The sequence below is a fragment of the Methylobacterium sp. UNC378MF genome, from assembly GCF_900103195.1.
In the GTDB taxonomy this organism is placed as follows: domain Bacteria; phylum Pseudomonadota; class Alphaproteobacteria; order Rhizobiales; family Beijerinckiaceae; genus Methylobacterium.
In genome coordinates this window covers 237257-251138 of the sequence record NZ_FMWU01000003.1, presented here as the reverse complement: position 1 = coordinate 251138, position 13882 = coordinate 237257, and the positions used below count along the sequence as shown (strand labels likewise).

General features: G+C 73.0%; 11 protein-coding genes. 7 read left to right on the top strand and 4 right to left on the bottom strand.

What is annotated here, in order from left to right:
- Positions 1 to 7: 7 nt before the first annotated feature.
- Positions 8 to 916 (bottom strand): collagen-like protein, encoded by a 909-nt coding sequence (locus tag BLT59_RS04815; RefSeq protein WP_091777049.1) that lies wholly within the window; start codon positions 914 to 916, stop codon positions 8 to 10.
- 231 nt (positions 917 to 1147) lie between these two features.
- Here BLT59_RS04815 and BLT59_RS04810 point away from each other — a divergent pair, with 231 nt between their 5' ends.
- Genes BLT59_RS04810 through BLT59_RS04795 form a run of 4 tightly spaced genes read left to right on the top strand, consistent with a single transcriptional unit; the run spans position 1148 to position 7404 of the window.
- A complete protein-coding gene (locus BLT59_RS04810) occupies positions 1148 to 1927 on the top strand; it encodes an ImuA family protein (RefSeq protein ID WP_091777047.1) in 780 nt (259 codons plus the stop codon).
- Entirely contained in the window at positions 1854 to 3608 is a 1755-nt protein-coding gene (locus BLT59_RS04805; RefSeq protein ID WP_091777045.1) for a Y-family DNA polymerase, read from the top strand. The genes BLT59_RS04810 and BLT59_RS04805 overlap by 74 nt, the downstream gene beginning before the upstream one ends.
- Complete coding sequence (locus BLT59_RS04800; RefSeq protein WP_091777043.1) at positions 3605 to 6895, top strand: error-prone DNA polymerase; 3291 nt, start codon at positions 3605 to 3607, stop codon at positions 6893 to 6895. Before BLT59_RS04805 ends, BLT59_RS04800 begins: the two co-directional genes overlap by 4 nt.
- 44 nt (positions 6896 to 6939) lie before the next feature.
- A complete protein-coding gene (locus BLT59_RS04795; protein ID WP_091777041.1) occupies positions 6940 to 7404 on the top strand; it encodes a hypothetical protein in 465 nt (154 codons plus the stop codon).
- A gap of 39 nt (positions 7405 to 7443) precedes the next feature.
- Here BLT59_RS04795 and fae read toward each other — a convergent pair whose 3' ends face one another.
- Positions 7444 to 7983 carry a formaldehyde-activating enzyme gene (fae, locus tag BLT59_RS04790; protein ID WP_012318995.1) on the bottom strand — a complete coding sequence of 180 codons (540 nt, stop codon included), beginning with the start codon at positions 7981 to 7983 and terminating at the stop codon, positions 7444 to 7446.
- Between the two features lie 345 nt (positions 7984 to 8328).
- Here fae and BLT59_RS04785 point away from each other — a divergent pair, with 345 nt between their 5' ends.
- Positions 8329 to 8544: a hypothetical protein gene (locus tag BLT59_RS04785; RefSeq protein WP_012318997.1), complete on the top strand. Its 216-nt coding sequence runs from the start codon at positions 8329 to 8331 to the stop codon at positions 8542 to 8544.
- Positions 8545 to 8551: 7 nt separating this feature from the next.
- Here the strand turns inward: BLT59_RS04785 and BLT59_RS04780 are convergent, their stop codons facing one another.
- A complete protein-coding gene (locus tag BLT59_RS04780) occupies positions 8552 to 9001 on the bottom strand; it encodes a hypothetical protein (RefSeq protein WP_091777198.1) in 450 nt (149 codons plus the stop codon).
- A gap of 247 nt (positions 9002 to 9248) precedes the next feature.
- Between BLT59_RS04780 and lexA the strand changes: the two genes are divergently transcribed.
- Entirely contained in the window at positions 9249 to 9974 is a 726-nt protein-coding gene (gene lexA / locus BLT59_RS04775) for a transcriptional repressor LexA (protein ID WP_091777039.1), read from the top strand.
- Here the strand turns inward: lexA and BLT59_RS04770 are convergent.
- A complete protein-coding gene (locus BLT59_RS04770) occupies positions 9968 to 12259 on the bottom strand; it encodes a ComEC/Rec2 family competence protein (RefSeq protein ID WP_091777037.1) in 2292 nt (763 codons plus the stop codon). The two genes, lexA and BLT59_RS04770, sit on opposite strands and share 7 nt — an antisense overlap.
- Before the next feature lie 194 nt (positions 12260 to 12453).
- On the opposite strand from BLT59_RS04770, the gene gltX reads away from it, so the two are divergent.
- Positions 12454 to 13881, top strand: a complete 1428-nt coding sequence (gene gltX / locus BLT59_RS04765; protein ID WP_091777035.1) for a glutamate--tRNA ligase — start codon at positions 12454 to 12456, stop codon at positions 13879 to 13881.
- Position 13882 lies beyond the last annotated feature (1 nt).

Below are 13882 nucleotides of genomic sequence, written 5' to 3'. Positions count from 1 at the left end.
GCCCGCCTCAGGGCCGCGTGCAGAACCCGACGATGCCGGTCGCCTCCGCCGGGCAGCTGGCGCCCTCCCCGTCGTAGACCGGTGCGCCGCCCTTGAGGCAGTGGGCCGTGACCAGCATCTCGCCGGTCCCGCAGGTGATCGTGCAGCCCCCCGGACAGTCGGATTTGCGCACGGGCCGCAAGCTGGCGGCCTCGCCCTTCGGGCCCGGGCCGCCCTGCGGTCCGACCGGACCCCGCGGGCCGGGAGGACCCTGCAGGCCGGAAGGCCCGGTGTCGCCCTTCGGGCCCGGTGCGCCCTGCGGCCCGGCCGCGCCCTGGGGACCGGGCTCCCCCTTCGGTCCGGGCTCGCCCTGGGGACCCGTATCGCCCTTGAGACCCTGCTCGCCTTGAGGTCCCTGCTCGCCCTTGGGCCCCTGATCCCCCTTGGGACCGGTCTCACCCTTGGGACCGGTCTCACCCTTGGGGCCCGTCTCGCCGGGCGGTCCCGCGGCACCCTGGGGACCGGGCGGTCCGGGCGGACCCTCGGGCGCGCAGTTCGCCACCACCGCCTCGCGCTCGTCCGGCTCCGCCTTCAGCGTCACCACGCAGGTCGAGGGCCGGTAGGGCAGCCGGAAGGTGAACCGGCCGCGCCGGTCGGCCTGGATCGAGATGTCGTCGTCCAGCACCACGATCGCCCCGGGCTTGCGCACCGAGCCCGAGATCCGCAGGTCGCCGGCCTCGATCCGCGCGTCGTAGACCATGATCGGCTGGCTCGGGGCCTGCGCTTGGCGGACCCGCGGGCGGGCCGGGCGAGACCGCCCCGTCGCGGGGGCGGCCGCGACCGGATCCGGAGCGGCGGCACCCGGCGGATCCGCCTGCTGGCCGAGCGCCGCCCCCGACAGGGCGAGCAGGATCGTCAGAGTGAGGGCTGAGCGCATGCGCGGTCCGGTTTGGCCGCGTCACGCACGCGGCGCCCGGACATTGGTCTCGCCCTGCGATTGCGGTCAACCGGGACTTCGGAACCGGCAGCTGCAGCCGGTTCCACAGGCGTCCACAGCCATCCACAGGCCAAGCCGCTGAGGCGACGCGTGATTCCGGCACCCCACTGAAACCGTTTGTGGGCGTTCCTGTTATGTTCCTATCGTCCAGCATGACCGGAGCCGACGGAGATGGGGCTGGACCCTGCGGACGAGACCGAAGGGGCGATCGCGCGCGCCGATCCCCGGGCACGGCTCGCGGCCCTGCGGGCACGCCTCGCGCCGCCGGCCGGCGGCCGGGATCTGCCCCCGGTCCTGCCGCTGGGCGTGCCGGACCTCGATGCTCACCTGCCCGGCGGCGGCCTCGTCCTCGGCCCGCCCCACGAGATCGCGCCGGCCGAGCCCGTGGACGCGATCGCGGCCCTGGGCTTCGCCCTGGCGCTCGGTGCCCGTCATCTGGCGCGGATGTCCGGGGAGGCGCTGATCGTTGCGGCCCCGGGCCAGCCCCTGCCCTATGGACACGGCTTGGCCGGGCTCGGCCTCGACCCCGCCCGTCTGCTGCTCCTCGAAGCGGGCAGCGATGCGGAGGTGTTCCGCGCCCTCGAGGCGGCCCTGCACGCGCGGGCTCTCACGGTCCTGATCGGCCTCCTGCGAGACGGGATGCCGCTGAAGCCGGGCCGGCGCCTGCAACTCGCCGCGGAAGGGCCCGCGCCGCCGCTCCTGCTGATCCTGCGGCCGGCATCCGCCGGGCTGCCCAACGGGTCCGCCACCCGCTGGCGGATCGCCGCGGCGCCCGCGGCGCGGGACCGGTTCGGCACCCTCGACAGGCCGCGCTGGCGGGCGCGGCTCGAACGCTGCCGCAACGGGCGGGGCGGCGACTGGCTTCTGGAGTGGGACCATGCCGCGCATCGTCTGCATCTGCCTGAGCCACTGGCCGGTGACGCGGCTGCGGCGGGCCGGTCTCGCGCCTGAGCGCGGCCCCCTCGCGGTGGCGGCCGAAGGGGCCGGCGGTCTGCGGCTCGTGGCCCTCGACCCGGAGGCCCGCGCCCTGGGCCTGAACCCCGGCGAGCCCCTCGGCCGTGTCCGGGCGCGGATCGGCGTGCAGCTCCAGGTCTATCCGGCCGACCCGGAAGCCGACCGGGATTCCCTGCTGCGGCTCTGCCGCTGGGCTTCCGCCTACGCGCCCCTCGTGGCGCCGTTCGGGCCGGCCGAGGCGGCGGACGGGTTCTACATCGACGTCGCCGGGGCGAGCCATCTGCGCGGCGGCGAGGCGAACCTCGTCGCGGATCTGGCCGCCCGGCTCGCCCGCGCCACCATCCCGGCGCGGATCGCGCTGGCCGACACGCCCGGCGCCGCCTTCGCTCTGGCCCGCCACGGCGGGACCGACCGGATCGTCGTTCCGCCCGGCGGATGTGCCGAGGCCCTGCGGGGCCTGCCCGTCGAAGCCCTGCGCCTCGACCCCGACATCGCCGCGGGCCTGCGGCGGCTCGGCCTGCGTCGGATCGAAGAACTCGATGCTTTGCCCCGGGGGCCGCTGGCCCGCCGCTTCGGCGAGGCCCTGCTTTTGCGCCTCGATCAGGCCTTGGGCCGCCGGGCCGAGCCCCTGGCGCCCCTGACGGAGGCGGCCAAATACGCCGCCGCGCGCGGCTTCCTCGATCCGATCGGGCGGCAATCGGATATCGTCCGGACCGCCCGGGACCTGATGGCGGAGATCGCCCCCCGGCTGGAGCGAGACGGGCTCGGTGCCTGTGCCCTGCGTCTCGCCCTTCACCGGGTCGATGGCGCCGTGCGTGATCTCGATCTCGGCCTGTCGCGCCCGGAGCGTCACCCGGAGCGGGTGGCGGCCCTCGTCTCCCTGCGCCTCGACCGGCTGGGATCCGCCCTCGATGCCGGCTTCGGCTTCGAGACGGTCGCGCTGGCCGTCACGGTGACCGGCGCCATGCCGGCTCGCCAGATGGATCTCGGTTCCACGATGGCGGGTGACGGGGTCGGGTTCCTGGCCGACGCCCTGGCGCAGCGCCTCGGGCGGGGATTGCTGCGGCTCGAACCATGGGCGAGCCATCTTCCGGAGCGGGCCGACCGGGGCCGTGCTTGGGTTGCCAAGGAGGATCACGGATCGTTGCCGGCGATGGGCGGCGGTCAAATGCTGGCGCTCCCTCCCCCCTCCTCGGGGGAAGGTGACCCCCGCGTCAGCCGGAGTCGGGAGAGGGGAACCCGGATCCCGAAAGGGGCACGACCGGCGGGACGGGCAGAGCCCCCTTCTGCACCGTCGCTCCCCTCTCCCGGCCCCCTTTTGGGGGCACGCTTCCCCGCAGAGGGGGGAGGGAAGGCGCGCACCATCGCCTCCCCCTGGCCCGGCCATCTCCCGCCCCGGCCCCTGGTGCTGTTCCCCCGGGGCGAGGCCGCCCTCGATGTGCTCGCCACCGTGCCCGAGGGGCCGCCCCGGCGCTTCCGCTGGCGCGCGCAGATCCACAAGGTCGCCCATGCCGAGGGGCCGGAGCGGATCGCCGCTGAATGGTGGCGGGAGCCCGGCGCGGAGCGCGATTACTACCGCATCGAGTGCGAGGCCGGGCACCGTCTCTGGCTCTATCGCGACGGCCCGCACGCCCCCGACCGCCCGGCCGCGTGGTACGTCCACGGGCTGTTCGCGTGAGCGCTCCTCAGGTCCCGTACGCCGAACTCGCCGTCACCACGAACTTCTCCTTCCTGCACGGCGCATCGCACCCGCAGGAATACGTCGTGCAGGCGGCGGCCTACGGCCTCGCCGCGATCGGCATCGCCGACCGCAACACCGTGGCCGGCGTGGTGCGGGCCCACGCGGCGGCGCGGGCGCTCGAAGCCGAGGGCACGAAGATCCGGATCCTGCCGGGGGTTCGGCTCGTCAGCGAGGAGGGGTTCGAGGCCGTCACCTACCCGATGGACCGGGAGGCCTGGGGGCGCCTCTGCCGGCTGCTCACCCTGGGCAACCGGCGCGTCCGCAAGGGCGATTGCCGCTTCTCCTTCGCCGAGATGCTGGAGGCCGCGGAGGGGCAGATGTTCATCGCCATGCCGCCGGCACGGCGACTGCCCGAGGGGTTCCGGGCGCGGCTGGAGGCGCTCGCCGCCGCGGCGCCGGGCCGGACCTTCCTCGGGGCGAGCCACACGCGAAGCGGCGACGAGCGGCGGCGCCTGGGGCTGCTCGCCGAGATGGGTACGGCCGCCCGCGCCCCGATGGTCGCGGTCTCCGACGCGCTCTACCACCATCCCGAGCGGCGCCCGCTCCAGGACGTGGTCACCTGCATCCGTGCGGGCTGCCGGATCGGCGAGGCCGGCTACCGCCTGGAGGCCAATGCCGAGCGCCACCTCAAGCCCGCCGCCGAGATGGCGCGGCTGTTCGCCGACCACCCGGAGGCGCTGGCCCGCACCGTCGAGATCGCCGAGGCCTGCGGCTTCTGCCTGTCCCAGCTGCGCTACGAATATCCCGACGAGCCGGTGCCTCCGGGTCGCACGCCGCAGGAATATCTGGCGGAGAAGACCTTCGAGCGGGCGCGCTGGCGCTACGGCGGCGACATTCCGGCCGCCGTCATGGCGACGCTCCACGAGGAGCTGCGGCTCATCGCCAAGATGGATTACGCCCGCTACTTCCTGACCCTGTTCGATGTGGTCGAGTTCGCCCGCGGCAAAGGGATCCTCTGCCAGGGCCGGGGCTCGGCGGCCAATTCCGCCGTGTGCTTCTGCCTCGGCATCACCGCGGTGGACCCGTCGAAGCACCGGCTGCTCTTCGCCCGCTTCATCTCGGAGAACCGGGGCGAGCCGCCCGACATCGACGTCGATTTCGAGCACGAGCGCCGCGAGGAGGTGATCCAGCACCTCTACGCCCGCTACGGCCGCGAGCGCGCCGCCCTCTGCGCCACGGTGATCCATTACCGCCCGCGCATGGCGATCCGCGAGGTCGGCAAGGTCTTAGGTCTCACCGAGGACGTGACCGCGGCGATCGCCGACACGGTCTGGGGCTCCTGGGGCACCGGGATGCCGGACCAGCATGTGCGCGAGGCCGGCCTCGATCCGGAGAACCCCGCGATCCGGCAGGCGCTCGACCTCGCCCACCAGCTGATCGGCTTCCCGCGCCACCTGTCGCAGCACGTCGGCGGCTTCGTGCTGACCCGCGGCCGCCTCGACGAGACCGTGCCGGTGGGCAACGGCGCCATGGCGGACCGCACCTTCATCGAGTGGGACAAGGACGACATCGACGCGATCGGCCTGATGAAGGTCGACGTGCTGGCGCTCGGCATGCTGACCTGCCTCAAGCGCGGCCTCGACTTCCTGGAGCGGGACCACGGCAGGTTCTACGAGACGCTGGCCGACCTGCCGCAGGAGGATCCCGAGACCTACGCGATGCTGGCGAGAGCCGATTCCGTCGGCGTGTTCCAGGTCGAGAGCCGGGCGCAGATGTCGATGCTGCCGCGCCTCAAGCCCAAGGAATTCTACGACCTCGTGGTGCAGGTCGCAATCGTGCGCCCCGGCCCGATCCAGGGCGACATGGTCCACCCCTACCTGCGCCGCCGCTCCGGGATCGACCCGGTGGAGTACCCGGCCCCGCACCCGGATCACGGGCCGGCGGACGAGCTGAAGGAGGTCCTGCAGAAGACCTACGGCGTGCCGCTCTTCCAAGAGCACGCCATGCAGATCGCCATCACGGCGGCGGGCTTCACCCCGGCGGAGGCCGACGGCCTGCGCCGGGCGATGGCGACCTTCCGCCATGTCGGCTCGATCGGCGGCTTCGCTGAGAAATTCATCGGCGGCATGACCCGCCGGGGTTACCCGCAGGACTTCGCCGAGCGCTGCTTCGCGCAGATCCGCGGCTTCTCCACCTACGGCTTCCCGGAGAGCCACGCGGCGAGCTTCGCGCTCCTCGTCTACGCCTCGGCCTGGATGAAGTGCCGGCACCCCGACGTCTTCCTGGCCGCGATCCTCAACGCCCAGCCGATGGGCTTCTACCAGCCGGCCCAGCTCGTGCGCGACGCCCGGGCCCACGGCGTCGAGGTGCGGGGCGTCTGCGTCAACGCCAGCGACTGGGACTGCACCCTGGAGCCGGCCGGGAATCCGGCTCTGCACGCCGTGCGGATCGGTCTGCGGGTGGTGCGCGGCCTGCCGGAGGCCGCGATGCGGCGGCTCGTGCGGCTGCGGGCCAACGGCTACGCCAGCATCGAGGGCCTGCAGGCGTCCCTCGCCCTGCCCCGCAACGCCCTGGAGCGGCTGGCCGAGGCGGACGCGTTCCGGTCGCTCGGCCTCGACCGGCGCGCCGCCCTCTGGATGGTCCGCACCCTGGAGGGGACCTCGGCGCGCAAGGCCGCCAAGGCGGATCCGAGCGAGCGCCGTGCCCATCTCCTCGAGGCACCCCTGCCGCTCTTCGCCTGGCACGCCGATGACGGCCTGTTCCGGCACGAGCCGGCGGTGGACCTGCCGGCCCTGGCCCCGTCCGAGGCGGTGGCCGAGGATTATTCCGCCACCGGCCTGTCGCTGCAGGGGCACCCTGTCGCGTTCTTCCGGGGGCGGCTCGCCCGGATCGGCGCGATCCCGGCCCGGGCCCATCTCGATCCTTCCCTGCCCCAGGGGGCGCGGGTCACGGTGGCGGGCCTCGTGCTGATCCGCCAGCGGCCCGGCACCGCCAAGGGCGTGGTCTTCCTGACCCTGGAGGACGAGACCGGTATCGCCAACGTGATCATCTGGAAGACGGTGTTCGAGGCCAATCGGAGGGCCGCCATGCAGGCCCGGTTCCTCGCGGTGCGCGGCCGGATCCAGCGGGCGGACGGGGTGGTCCACCTCGTGGCGGAGGGGTTTCGCGACCTCACCGCCGCTCTGCGCGACCTGCGGGAGGCCGGCATGAAGCTGCCGCCCGAGAACACGGATTTCGGCGTGCCCCCGGACCGGCGGGTCTATCGCAGCCGGGATTTCCACTGACGAGCGCCCCTCGACAGGCCCCGCGCCGCGCGTAGAGTGCGGCGATGTCGAGCTTCGCCGTTCCGCGCCTCCTCCTCGCCGCCTGCGCGGCCCTGCCCCTCCTGGCGGAGGCCGCCCGGGCCGACAGCTGTGACGACCTCACCCGCCAGATCGCCGGTGCGATTGGCGGCCGGGTCGGCAAGCGCGCGGGGCCGAGCATCGACATCCGCGTGGCCGGTCCGATCAAGTTCGACGTCACCTGCCGGGCCGAGCCGATCGTGCAGGCGACCTCCGCCGAGCCGACCCCCTCGGCGGCCTTCTTCCGCGACCTGTCGGTGGCCTCCGAGATCCTCGTCGGCGAGCCGGCCGCGACCGTCGAGCCGATCATCGCCAACGCCTACCGGACTTCCCTGACGGAGCGGCGCAAGTCATTCATCCAGCAGAACGGCTGGTCGGCCTCCTGCTACACCGACCCGGGCAGCAGCACGATGCGCACCCTCTGCTCGGTGGGGCGCATCCCGCCGGGCTGAGGCGGACCTAAGCCGGCAGGATGCGTGGCGCTGGCTTGATCAGTACTCGATCACGCCGTCGAGCGCGTAGTGCTTCACGGTTTTCCGGTTGGCGATCAGCTCGTCCACCGTCGGCTCGCCCTTGAGGGCGCGGGCGATGGCGAGCTTCGTCGCCTCGTAGTTGGTCCGGTAGAGGTCTTTCTGGTCGAGGTTGTCGTCCTCGGCGCAGCGCGGGTCGAGCCAGATCATGATGATCATGCACAGCTCGTCGAGCCCGTCCTTGGGCAGGATGCCCTCGATGATGCAGTCCACGATCGCGTCGCCGGTGGCGGCCTGGACCACACCGCCGAGGAGTTCGACGTACTCGGCCGTGTGGATCGTGGCCTTGGTGGTCATCATCGTGGCCGGGCGCACCAGCTGGTTGAGGTCGCGCACCACGAACATGCGCGTGTGGCCCTGGACCTGCCCCATCATCGACGCGAAGGCCTGGCCGACCGGACCGCGCACCGAGCCGATCAGCACCTCCGGCATGGCGTCGGTGTACTGGCCCTCGGCCGCCAGCACCGTGGCCTCGCCCGCGCGGAACCAGATCTCTTGCATGTTCGAACTCCACCTGATCGGAGCCCGCGGGAGACATCATCGGAGCGCTTGCGTCAATCGCTTCGGAGCAGGCCAACCCGGTCGCGGACGCCGGCCATCGCACCGGCGGTCGTGATCCCCGGCGACCGCGGCGGCCCCCTGTCGGCCGGCCGGACGGCGGGTGCCACTCCCGACCGCCGTCATCCGTATCGGCGCGCATCATCACCCGTCGGCGGCCTGCGGCCTTGAGGAACGCCGACAGGCGAGGCAGGGAAGCGCGGGGCGCGGCTCGGGAACAGTCCCGGGCCTGGGCCGTTCCGGCGGGGGCCTGCGGCGCTTCCCCGGGGCATGCGGGAGGAACGTAAGATGGCGGAGAGCACGGATCGAGGCTCCGGCTGGAGCCTTCAGGCGAGCGCCGTTCCCGACGGAGTGCGCCTGGAACTCGCCCTCGCCGATCTCGGCGGCGCGCCGGTCACCGCCGCTATCGTGCTCGACCGGGCAGAGGCCCGGGCCTTCGCCCGCGCCCTGCTCGCCGCCGCCGGTGACGCGGCGGAACGGACCTTCCCGAAGCCGGGCGCCTGATGGCCGGTCAGCGCGCGCCGAGGCCCGGATTGCGGCCCGGCAGACGCGGCACCACGGAACCGCGCTTCTCGACCGGCGCATCGCACGCGTAGGCGAACTCGGTCTTCAGTGGATCGAAGACGGTCTCACCGGTGATCCGGCAATCCTCGCGCACGGTCTCGTCGAGATAGGCCCGGGCGGCGGTGCGGAAGCGCTTCACCCGGGTCGCGTCCGGCTCCGGATCGATCCGGACCTCGCTCAAATTGCAGCCGGTATATTCGCGCAGGGCGTTGGAGACGAGCAGCATCCGGCGCAGCTGCCGATTATCGTAGACCTCGTAGGGCTCCTTGCAGCCGATCGTCACCACCTGTGGGGTGAGCGCCACGTAGTTGCGCGAGATGTAGGAGAATCCGGTGGTGCAGCCGGCCAGGCCGAGGGCGGCGAGGCCGAGGGGCAGAAGCGCTGCGGGTCGTCGCATCCTCGTCATTCCAAGAGGGTCCCTGCCCGCGCCCCGGATCCGCCGCCCCTCCGGCGGGGCAGCGCGGTGCATTGAAACGGCTCCGCTTATGCCGTCAATGCGTTTCTCGGCTTCTCCCGCCGGCTGGCCGCGACGCGCCAAGCGTGGCGGTGCCATCTTGCGGAACACTTGCGGAACGTTTAACCTGTTCGTGATTTGTTTCGGAGACCGTCACGTGGCGGTCCGCCAAGCCGCGAGTCCCCCGTCGATGCTCACGCGCAAGCAGCTGGACCTCCTGCGATTCATCCAGAGCCGGATGCAGGAATGTGGTGTCCCGCCGTCCTTCGACGAGATGAAGGACGCCCTCGATCTCAAGTCGAAGTCCGGCATCCACCGGCTGATCACGGCCCTGGAGGAGCGCGGCTTCCTCCGGCGCCTTCCGAATCGGGCGCGCGCCATCGAGGTGATCCGCATTCCCGAGAGCCTCGGCCAGATGGCGCCGTCCTCGGCTCCGGCCGAACCGCGCCGCTTCACCCCGAGCGTGGTCGAGGGCGGCAAATCCAAGCAGCCACCGGCACCGGCCAGCACGCGGATGATCGACGAGGCCGGCCGCGCCATCTCGATCCCCGTGATGGGCCGGATCGCGGCCGGTACGCCGGTCTCCGCGATCCAGAATCAGAGCCACGCCATCACCCTGTCGCCGGACTTCGTGGCTGGCGGCGAGCACTACGCCCTTGAGGTGCGCGGCGACTCGATGGTCGAGGCCGGCATCCTCGACGGCGACCTTGTGGTGATCCGCAAGCAGGACACCGCCAATACCGGCGACATCATCGTGGCGCTGATCGACGACGAGGAGGCGACGCTCAAGCGCCTGCGCCGCCGCGGCTCCTCGATCGCCCTGGAGGCCGCCAACCCGGCCTACGAGACCCGCGTCCTCGGGCCTGACCGGGTCCAGATCCAGGGCCGCCTCGTCAGCCTCGTCCGTCGCTACTGAAGCGGCTCGGTCGGTGCGTCACCGGGGACCAAGTTCCCGCCTGGCGCACCGGCTTCCGGAGGCGTTGCCGCCCCATCCTCTGGAGCGTGGGCGCCTTCCGACGCCGCGATGATCGGCTGCGGCTGTCCCGGCCCGGGTGCCGAACGCGGTTGCCAGGGCACGGCGCGGCCGTCGGCCCGGGCGTAGCGGGTAGTGAAGCCTTGGCCGTCGGCTCGGAGGGCTACCGCTCCGCGGGCGGCCAGAACGCGCCGGTCGATCACCAGGGGACCTGTGCAGGTCGGCGGCGCCGTGAGGCCGGTGATCAGGATCGCGGCGCGGGCGCAATCTTCCGCGAAGGCCCGCCGGTCCCGTACCAGGGCGACCGCCCTCCCATCCGGCAGGCGCGCGGTGCATCCGAGCCGGTCGCAGCGGCCGCTGCCCGAACGGACGATCAGCGCCCCGGGCTGCCGTCCGTCGCCATCCGCCTTCAGCCATTGTTCGAGGACGAAGCCAGAGGGGCTGCCGAGGGCCGCGAGACGGCCGTCCGCTCCCCGTACGGCAGCGCCCGCGCCCTGTCGGTCGGCGTAGAGGTCGTAGCGGTCCGGCCGGGCCGCGAGGACGAGGCCGAACAGGAGCGGCGGCACGGCAAGCCAGCGCAGGCGGGAGGCCGGGAGCGTCGCCAGCAGCAGGCCGAGGGTCAGCAGGATCAGGGCCGCGGTGCCGAAGGCCGGCACGACGATGATCGACCGCTCGAATCCGGCGATCCAGTGGGAGACGGCAAGCATGCCGCCCACCGCCTGGCCCATCAGCCACCAGATCGGCCGGTCGAGGGCGAAGGGATAGGCCAGGATCCCGATCACCGCCGACGGCATCACCACCAGTGAGACGAGCGGCAGGGTCAGGGCGTTGCCGACGAGCCCGAAGGGCTGGACGGTCTGGAAATGGTAGGTGGCGAAGGGTGCGGTCGCGATCTGCGCCACCAGGGTCGTGGCCAGGGTCCCGGCGACCGCCGAGAGGCCGGTGCCGACGAGCCGCCCGATCCGGCCGGCCCCCGGGCGCATGAACAGCCGCCCGTCGATCAGCCGCGCGCAGGCGATCAGCCCGGCCACGGCACCGAAGGACATCTGGAAGCTCGGGCCGAGCAGGCCCTCCGGCTCCCGGGCCAGGGCGATCAGCGCGGCCAGCGCGAGGTTGCGCATCGACAGGGCCGGCCGGTCCACCAGGATCGCACCCAGCATGATCAGGGTCATGATCAGCGAGCGCTCGGCCGCGATGTCCCAGCCCGAGAAAGCGCAGTAGGCGGTGACGCCCAGCATGGCGAAGCCGGCCGCGATCTTCTTGATCGGCCAGAGAAGCGCGCAGTACGGGACCAGGGCGAGAGCCGCCCGCACCAGCCAGAACACCACGCCCGCGGCCAGCACCATGTGGAGACCGGAGATCGACACCACGTGGTAGATGCCGGCTGCGCGCAGCGCATCGTTGGTCGCCGGCCCGATCAGTCCCCGCTTGCCCGTCACCAGGGCGGCCGCCACCGCTCCGGCCTGGCCGCCGGCCGCCTCCGCGATCCGGCGAGTCAGCCCGTTGCGGGCCTCGTCCAGCGTCGCGGCGAGCCGCAGGCGGAGAGGGGGTGGCTCGGAGGGCGGCCGGACGGCGACGGCGCCGACCAACGAGCCCACCGCACCGATCCCCTGGAAATAGGCATCCCGGGCGAAGTCGTACCCGCCCGGCCGGGCGGCCTCGGGCGGCGGCAGCAGCCGGGCCGTGGCGGCGACGACGTCGCCGGGCCGCGGGATCGGCGTCTTGCGGAACGAGACCCGCACCCGGACGGGCCGCACCTCCGGGGCAAGTCCGGCGAAGCTCTCGACCCGGATCACCAGCCGGGCGCCCACTTCGCGCTCGTCGAGGGCCTCGACCATCCCGACGAGCGGGCCGATGGTGGTGCGTGTGAGGATCGGGGCGGCGACCTGCGAGACCCGCCAGGTCGCGGCCGCGAAGCCCAGGAACGCGGCCGCCACTCCGAGGGCGAGCGCCAGGGCCGCCGGCCGCGCGCCCAGGGCAGGGATCAACGCCAGGGCGAGGGCTGCGCCGGTCAGGGGAGCGGCCAGGAGCGGGGGGCCGTCGGCCGCCACGAAGTGGGCCAGAATCCCGACGCCGAAGGCCACCGCCAACCAGGGGAACAGCCGGCGCTGTTCGGCGTCCCGGGCGATGCCCTCGGCCACCCAGGTACGGATGACCGGGAGGGCGGGCGCGCGGGGGCCGGCCAGCGCCACCGCGCCTCCCGCCAGCCTCGCGCCGATCCGCCGCATCGCCGTCACCCCGCTCCGCGCGACCTGTCGTCGGCGGTCGGACGATTCCTCGGGCGATTCTTAACGCATCCGCTGGCCCGTGCTACAGCCGGTGCTTCGTGCTACGGGCGCCCTGTCGAGCCCCTCGCCGCTCCGCCGCCCCTTCGCCGTCCTTCGCGCTCCGTCCGCGACCAGCCCCGGAACATACCGGACCGATGTCCTCAGCCGTCGTCACGCGCTTCGCCCCCTCGCCCACCGGCTACCTGCATATCGGCGGGGCCCGCACGGCTTTGTTCAACTGGCTCTACGCCCGCCACACCGGCGGACGCATGCTGCTGCGCATCGAGGACACCGACCGCGAGCGCTCAACCAAGGGCGCGATCGACGCGATCCTCGACGGCCTCTCCTGGCTCGGCCTCGACTGGGACGGCGACGTGGTCTTCCAGTTTGCCCGCGCGGAGCGCCACCGCGCGGTGGCCGAGGCGCTGCTGGCCGCGGGCCGCGCCTATCATTGCTACGCCACCGCCGAGGAACTGGTGCAGATGCGGGAGACCGCCCGTGCGGAGGGGCGGGCGCCCCGCTACGACGGCCGCTGGCGCGACCGCGACCCGTCCGAGGCCCCGGCCGGGGTCAAGCCGGTGATCCGCCTGCGCGCGCCGACCGAGGGCGAGACCGTGGTCGAGGACGCCGTCCAGGGCCGCGTGACCTGGGCCAACAAGGACCTCGACGACCTCGTCCTCCTGCGTTCCGACGGTACGCCGACCTACATGCTCGCGGTCGTGGTCGACGACCACGACATGGGCGTCACGCAGATCATCCGCGGCGACGATCACCTCACCAACGCGGCCCGCCAGAGCCAGATCTTTTCCGCCCTGGGCTGGGATGTCCCCAGGATGGCCCATATCCCGCTGATCCACGGGGCGGACGGAGCCAAGCTCTCGAAGCGCCACGGCGCGCTCGGCGTCGAGGCCTATCGCGATCTCGGCTACCTGCCGGCGGCGCTCCGCAACTACCTCGTGCGCCTGGGCTGGAGCCACGGCGACCAGGAGGTCTTCTCCACCGAGGAGATGATCGCGGCCTTCGACCTCGGCGCGGTGGGACGCTCCGCGGCGCGGTTCGACTTCGCCAAGCTCGCCAATCTCAACGGCCTCTACATCCGCACCAGCGCCGATGCCGACCTCGTGGCGGCGATCGAGACCATCCTGCCCAATGTCGGCCCTGAGCGCGGCTTGTCGGCGCCGTTGCAGCCGGACCTCAAGGGCAAGCTCACCGAGGCCATGCCCGGCCTGAAGGAGCGGGCGAAGACCCTGATCGAACTCCTCGACAGCGCCTACTATCTCTACGCCCAGCGCCCCCTGGCACTGGACGACAAGGCCCGCGCGCTGCTCTCCGACGAGGGCCGTGCCCGCCTCGCCGGCGTGCGGCCGGCGCTGGAGGCGCTGCCAGACTGGAGCGCGGCCGCCACCGAGGGCGCCGTGCGCCAATATGCCGAGGCGGCCGGCTGCAAGCTCGGTCAGGTGGCCCAGCCCCTGCGCGCGGCGCTGACCGGCCGCACCACCTCCCCGCCCCTGTTCGACGTGATGGCGGTGCTCGGCCGGGACGAGACCCTGGCCCGCCTCGGCGACCAGGCATCCCAGGGCTGAG

What these genes read in the sequence shown, in the direction of transcription:
- BLT59_RS04815 (WP_091777049.1), bottom strand. Translation starts at nt 916, where the DNA reads ATGCGCTCAGCCCTCACTCTGACGATCCTGCTCGCCCTGTCGGGGGCG.
- BLT59_RS04810 (WP_091777047.1), top strand. Translation starts at nt 1,148, where the DNA reads ATGGGGCTGGACCCTGCGGACGAGACCGAAGGGGCGATCGCGCGCGCC.
- BLT59_RS04805 (WP_091777045.1), top strand. Translation starts at nt 1,854, where the DNA reads ATGCCGCGCATCGTCTGCATCTGCCTGAGCCACTGGCCGGTGACGCGG.
- BLT59_RS04795 (WP_091777041.1), top strand. Translation starts at nt 6,940, where the DNA reads ATGTCGAGCTTCGCCGTTCCGCGCCTCCTCCTCGCCGCCTGCGCGGCC.
- fae (WP_012318995.1), bottom strand. Translation starts at nt 7,983, where the DNA reads ATGCAAGAGATCTGGTTCCGCGCGGGCGAGGCCACGGTGCTGGCGGCC.
- BLT59_RS04785 (WP_012318997.1), top strand. Translation starts at nt 8,329, where the DNA reads ATGGCGGAGAGCACGGATCGAGGCTCCGGCTGGAGCCTTCAGGCGAGC.
- BLT59_RS04780 (WP_091777198.1), bottom strand. Translation starts at nt 9,001, where the DNA reads ATGCGACGACCCGCAGCGCTTCTGCCCCTCGGCCTCGCCGCCCTCGGC.
- lexA (WP_091777039.1), top strand. Translation starts at nt 9,249, where the DNA reads ATGCTCACGCGCAAGCAGCTGGACCTCCTGCGATTCATCCAGAGCCGG.
- BLT59_RS04770 (WP_091777037.1), bottom strand. Translation starts at nt 12,259, where the DNA reads ATGCGGCGGATCGGCGCGAGGCTGGCGGGAGGCGCGGTGGCGCTGGCC.
- gltX (WP_091777035.1), top strand. Translation starts at nt 12,454, where the DNA reads ATGTCCTCAGCCGTCGTCACGCGCTTCGCCCCCTCGCCCACCGGCTAC.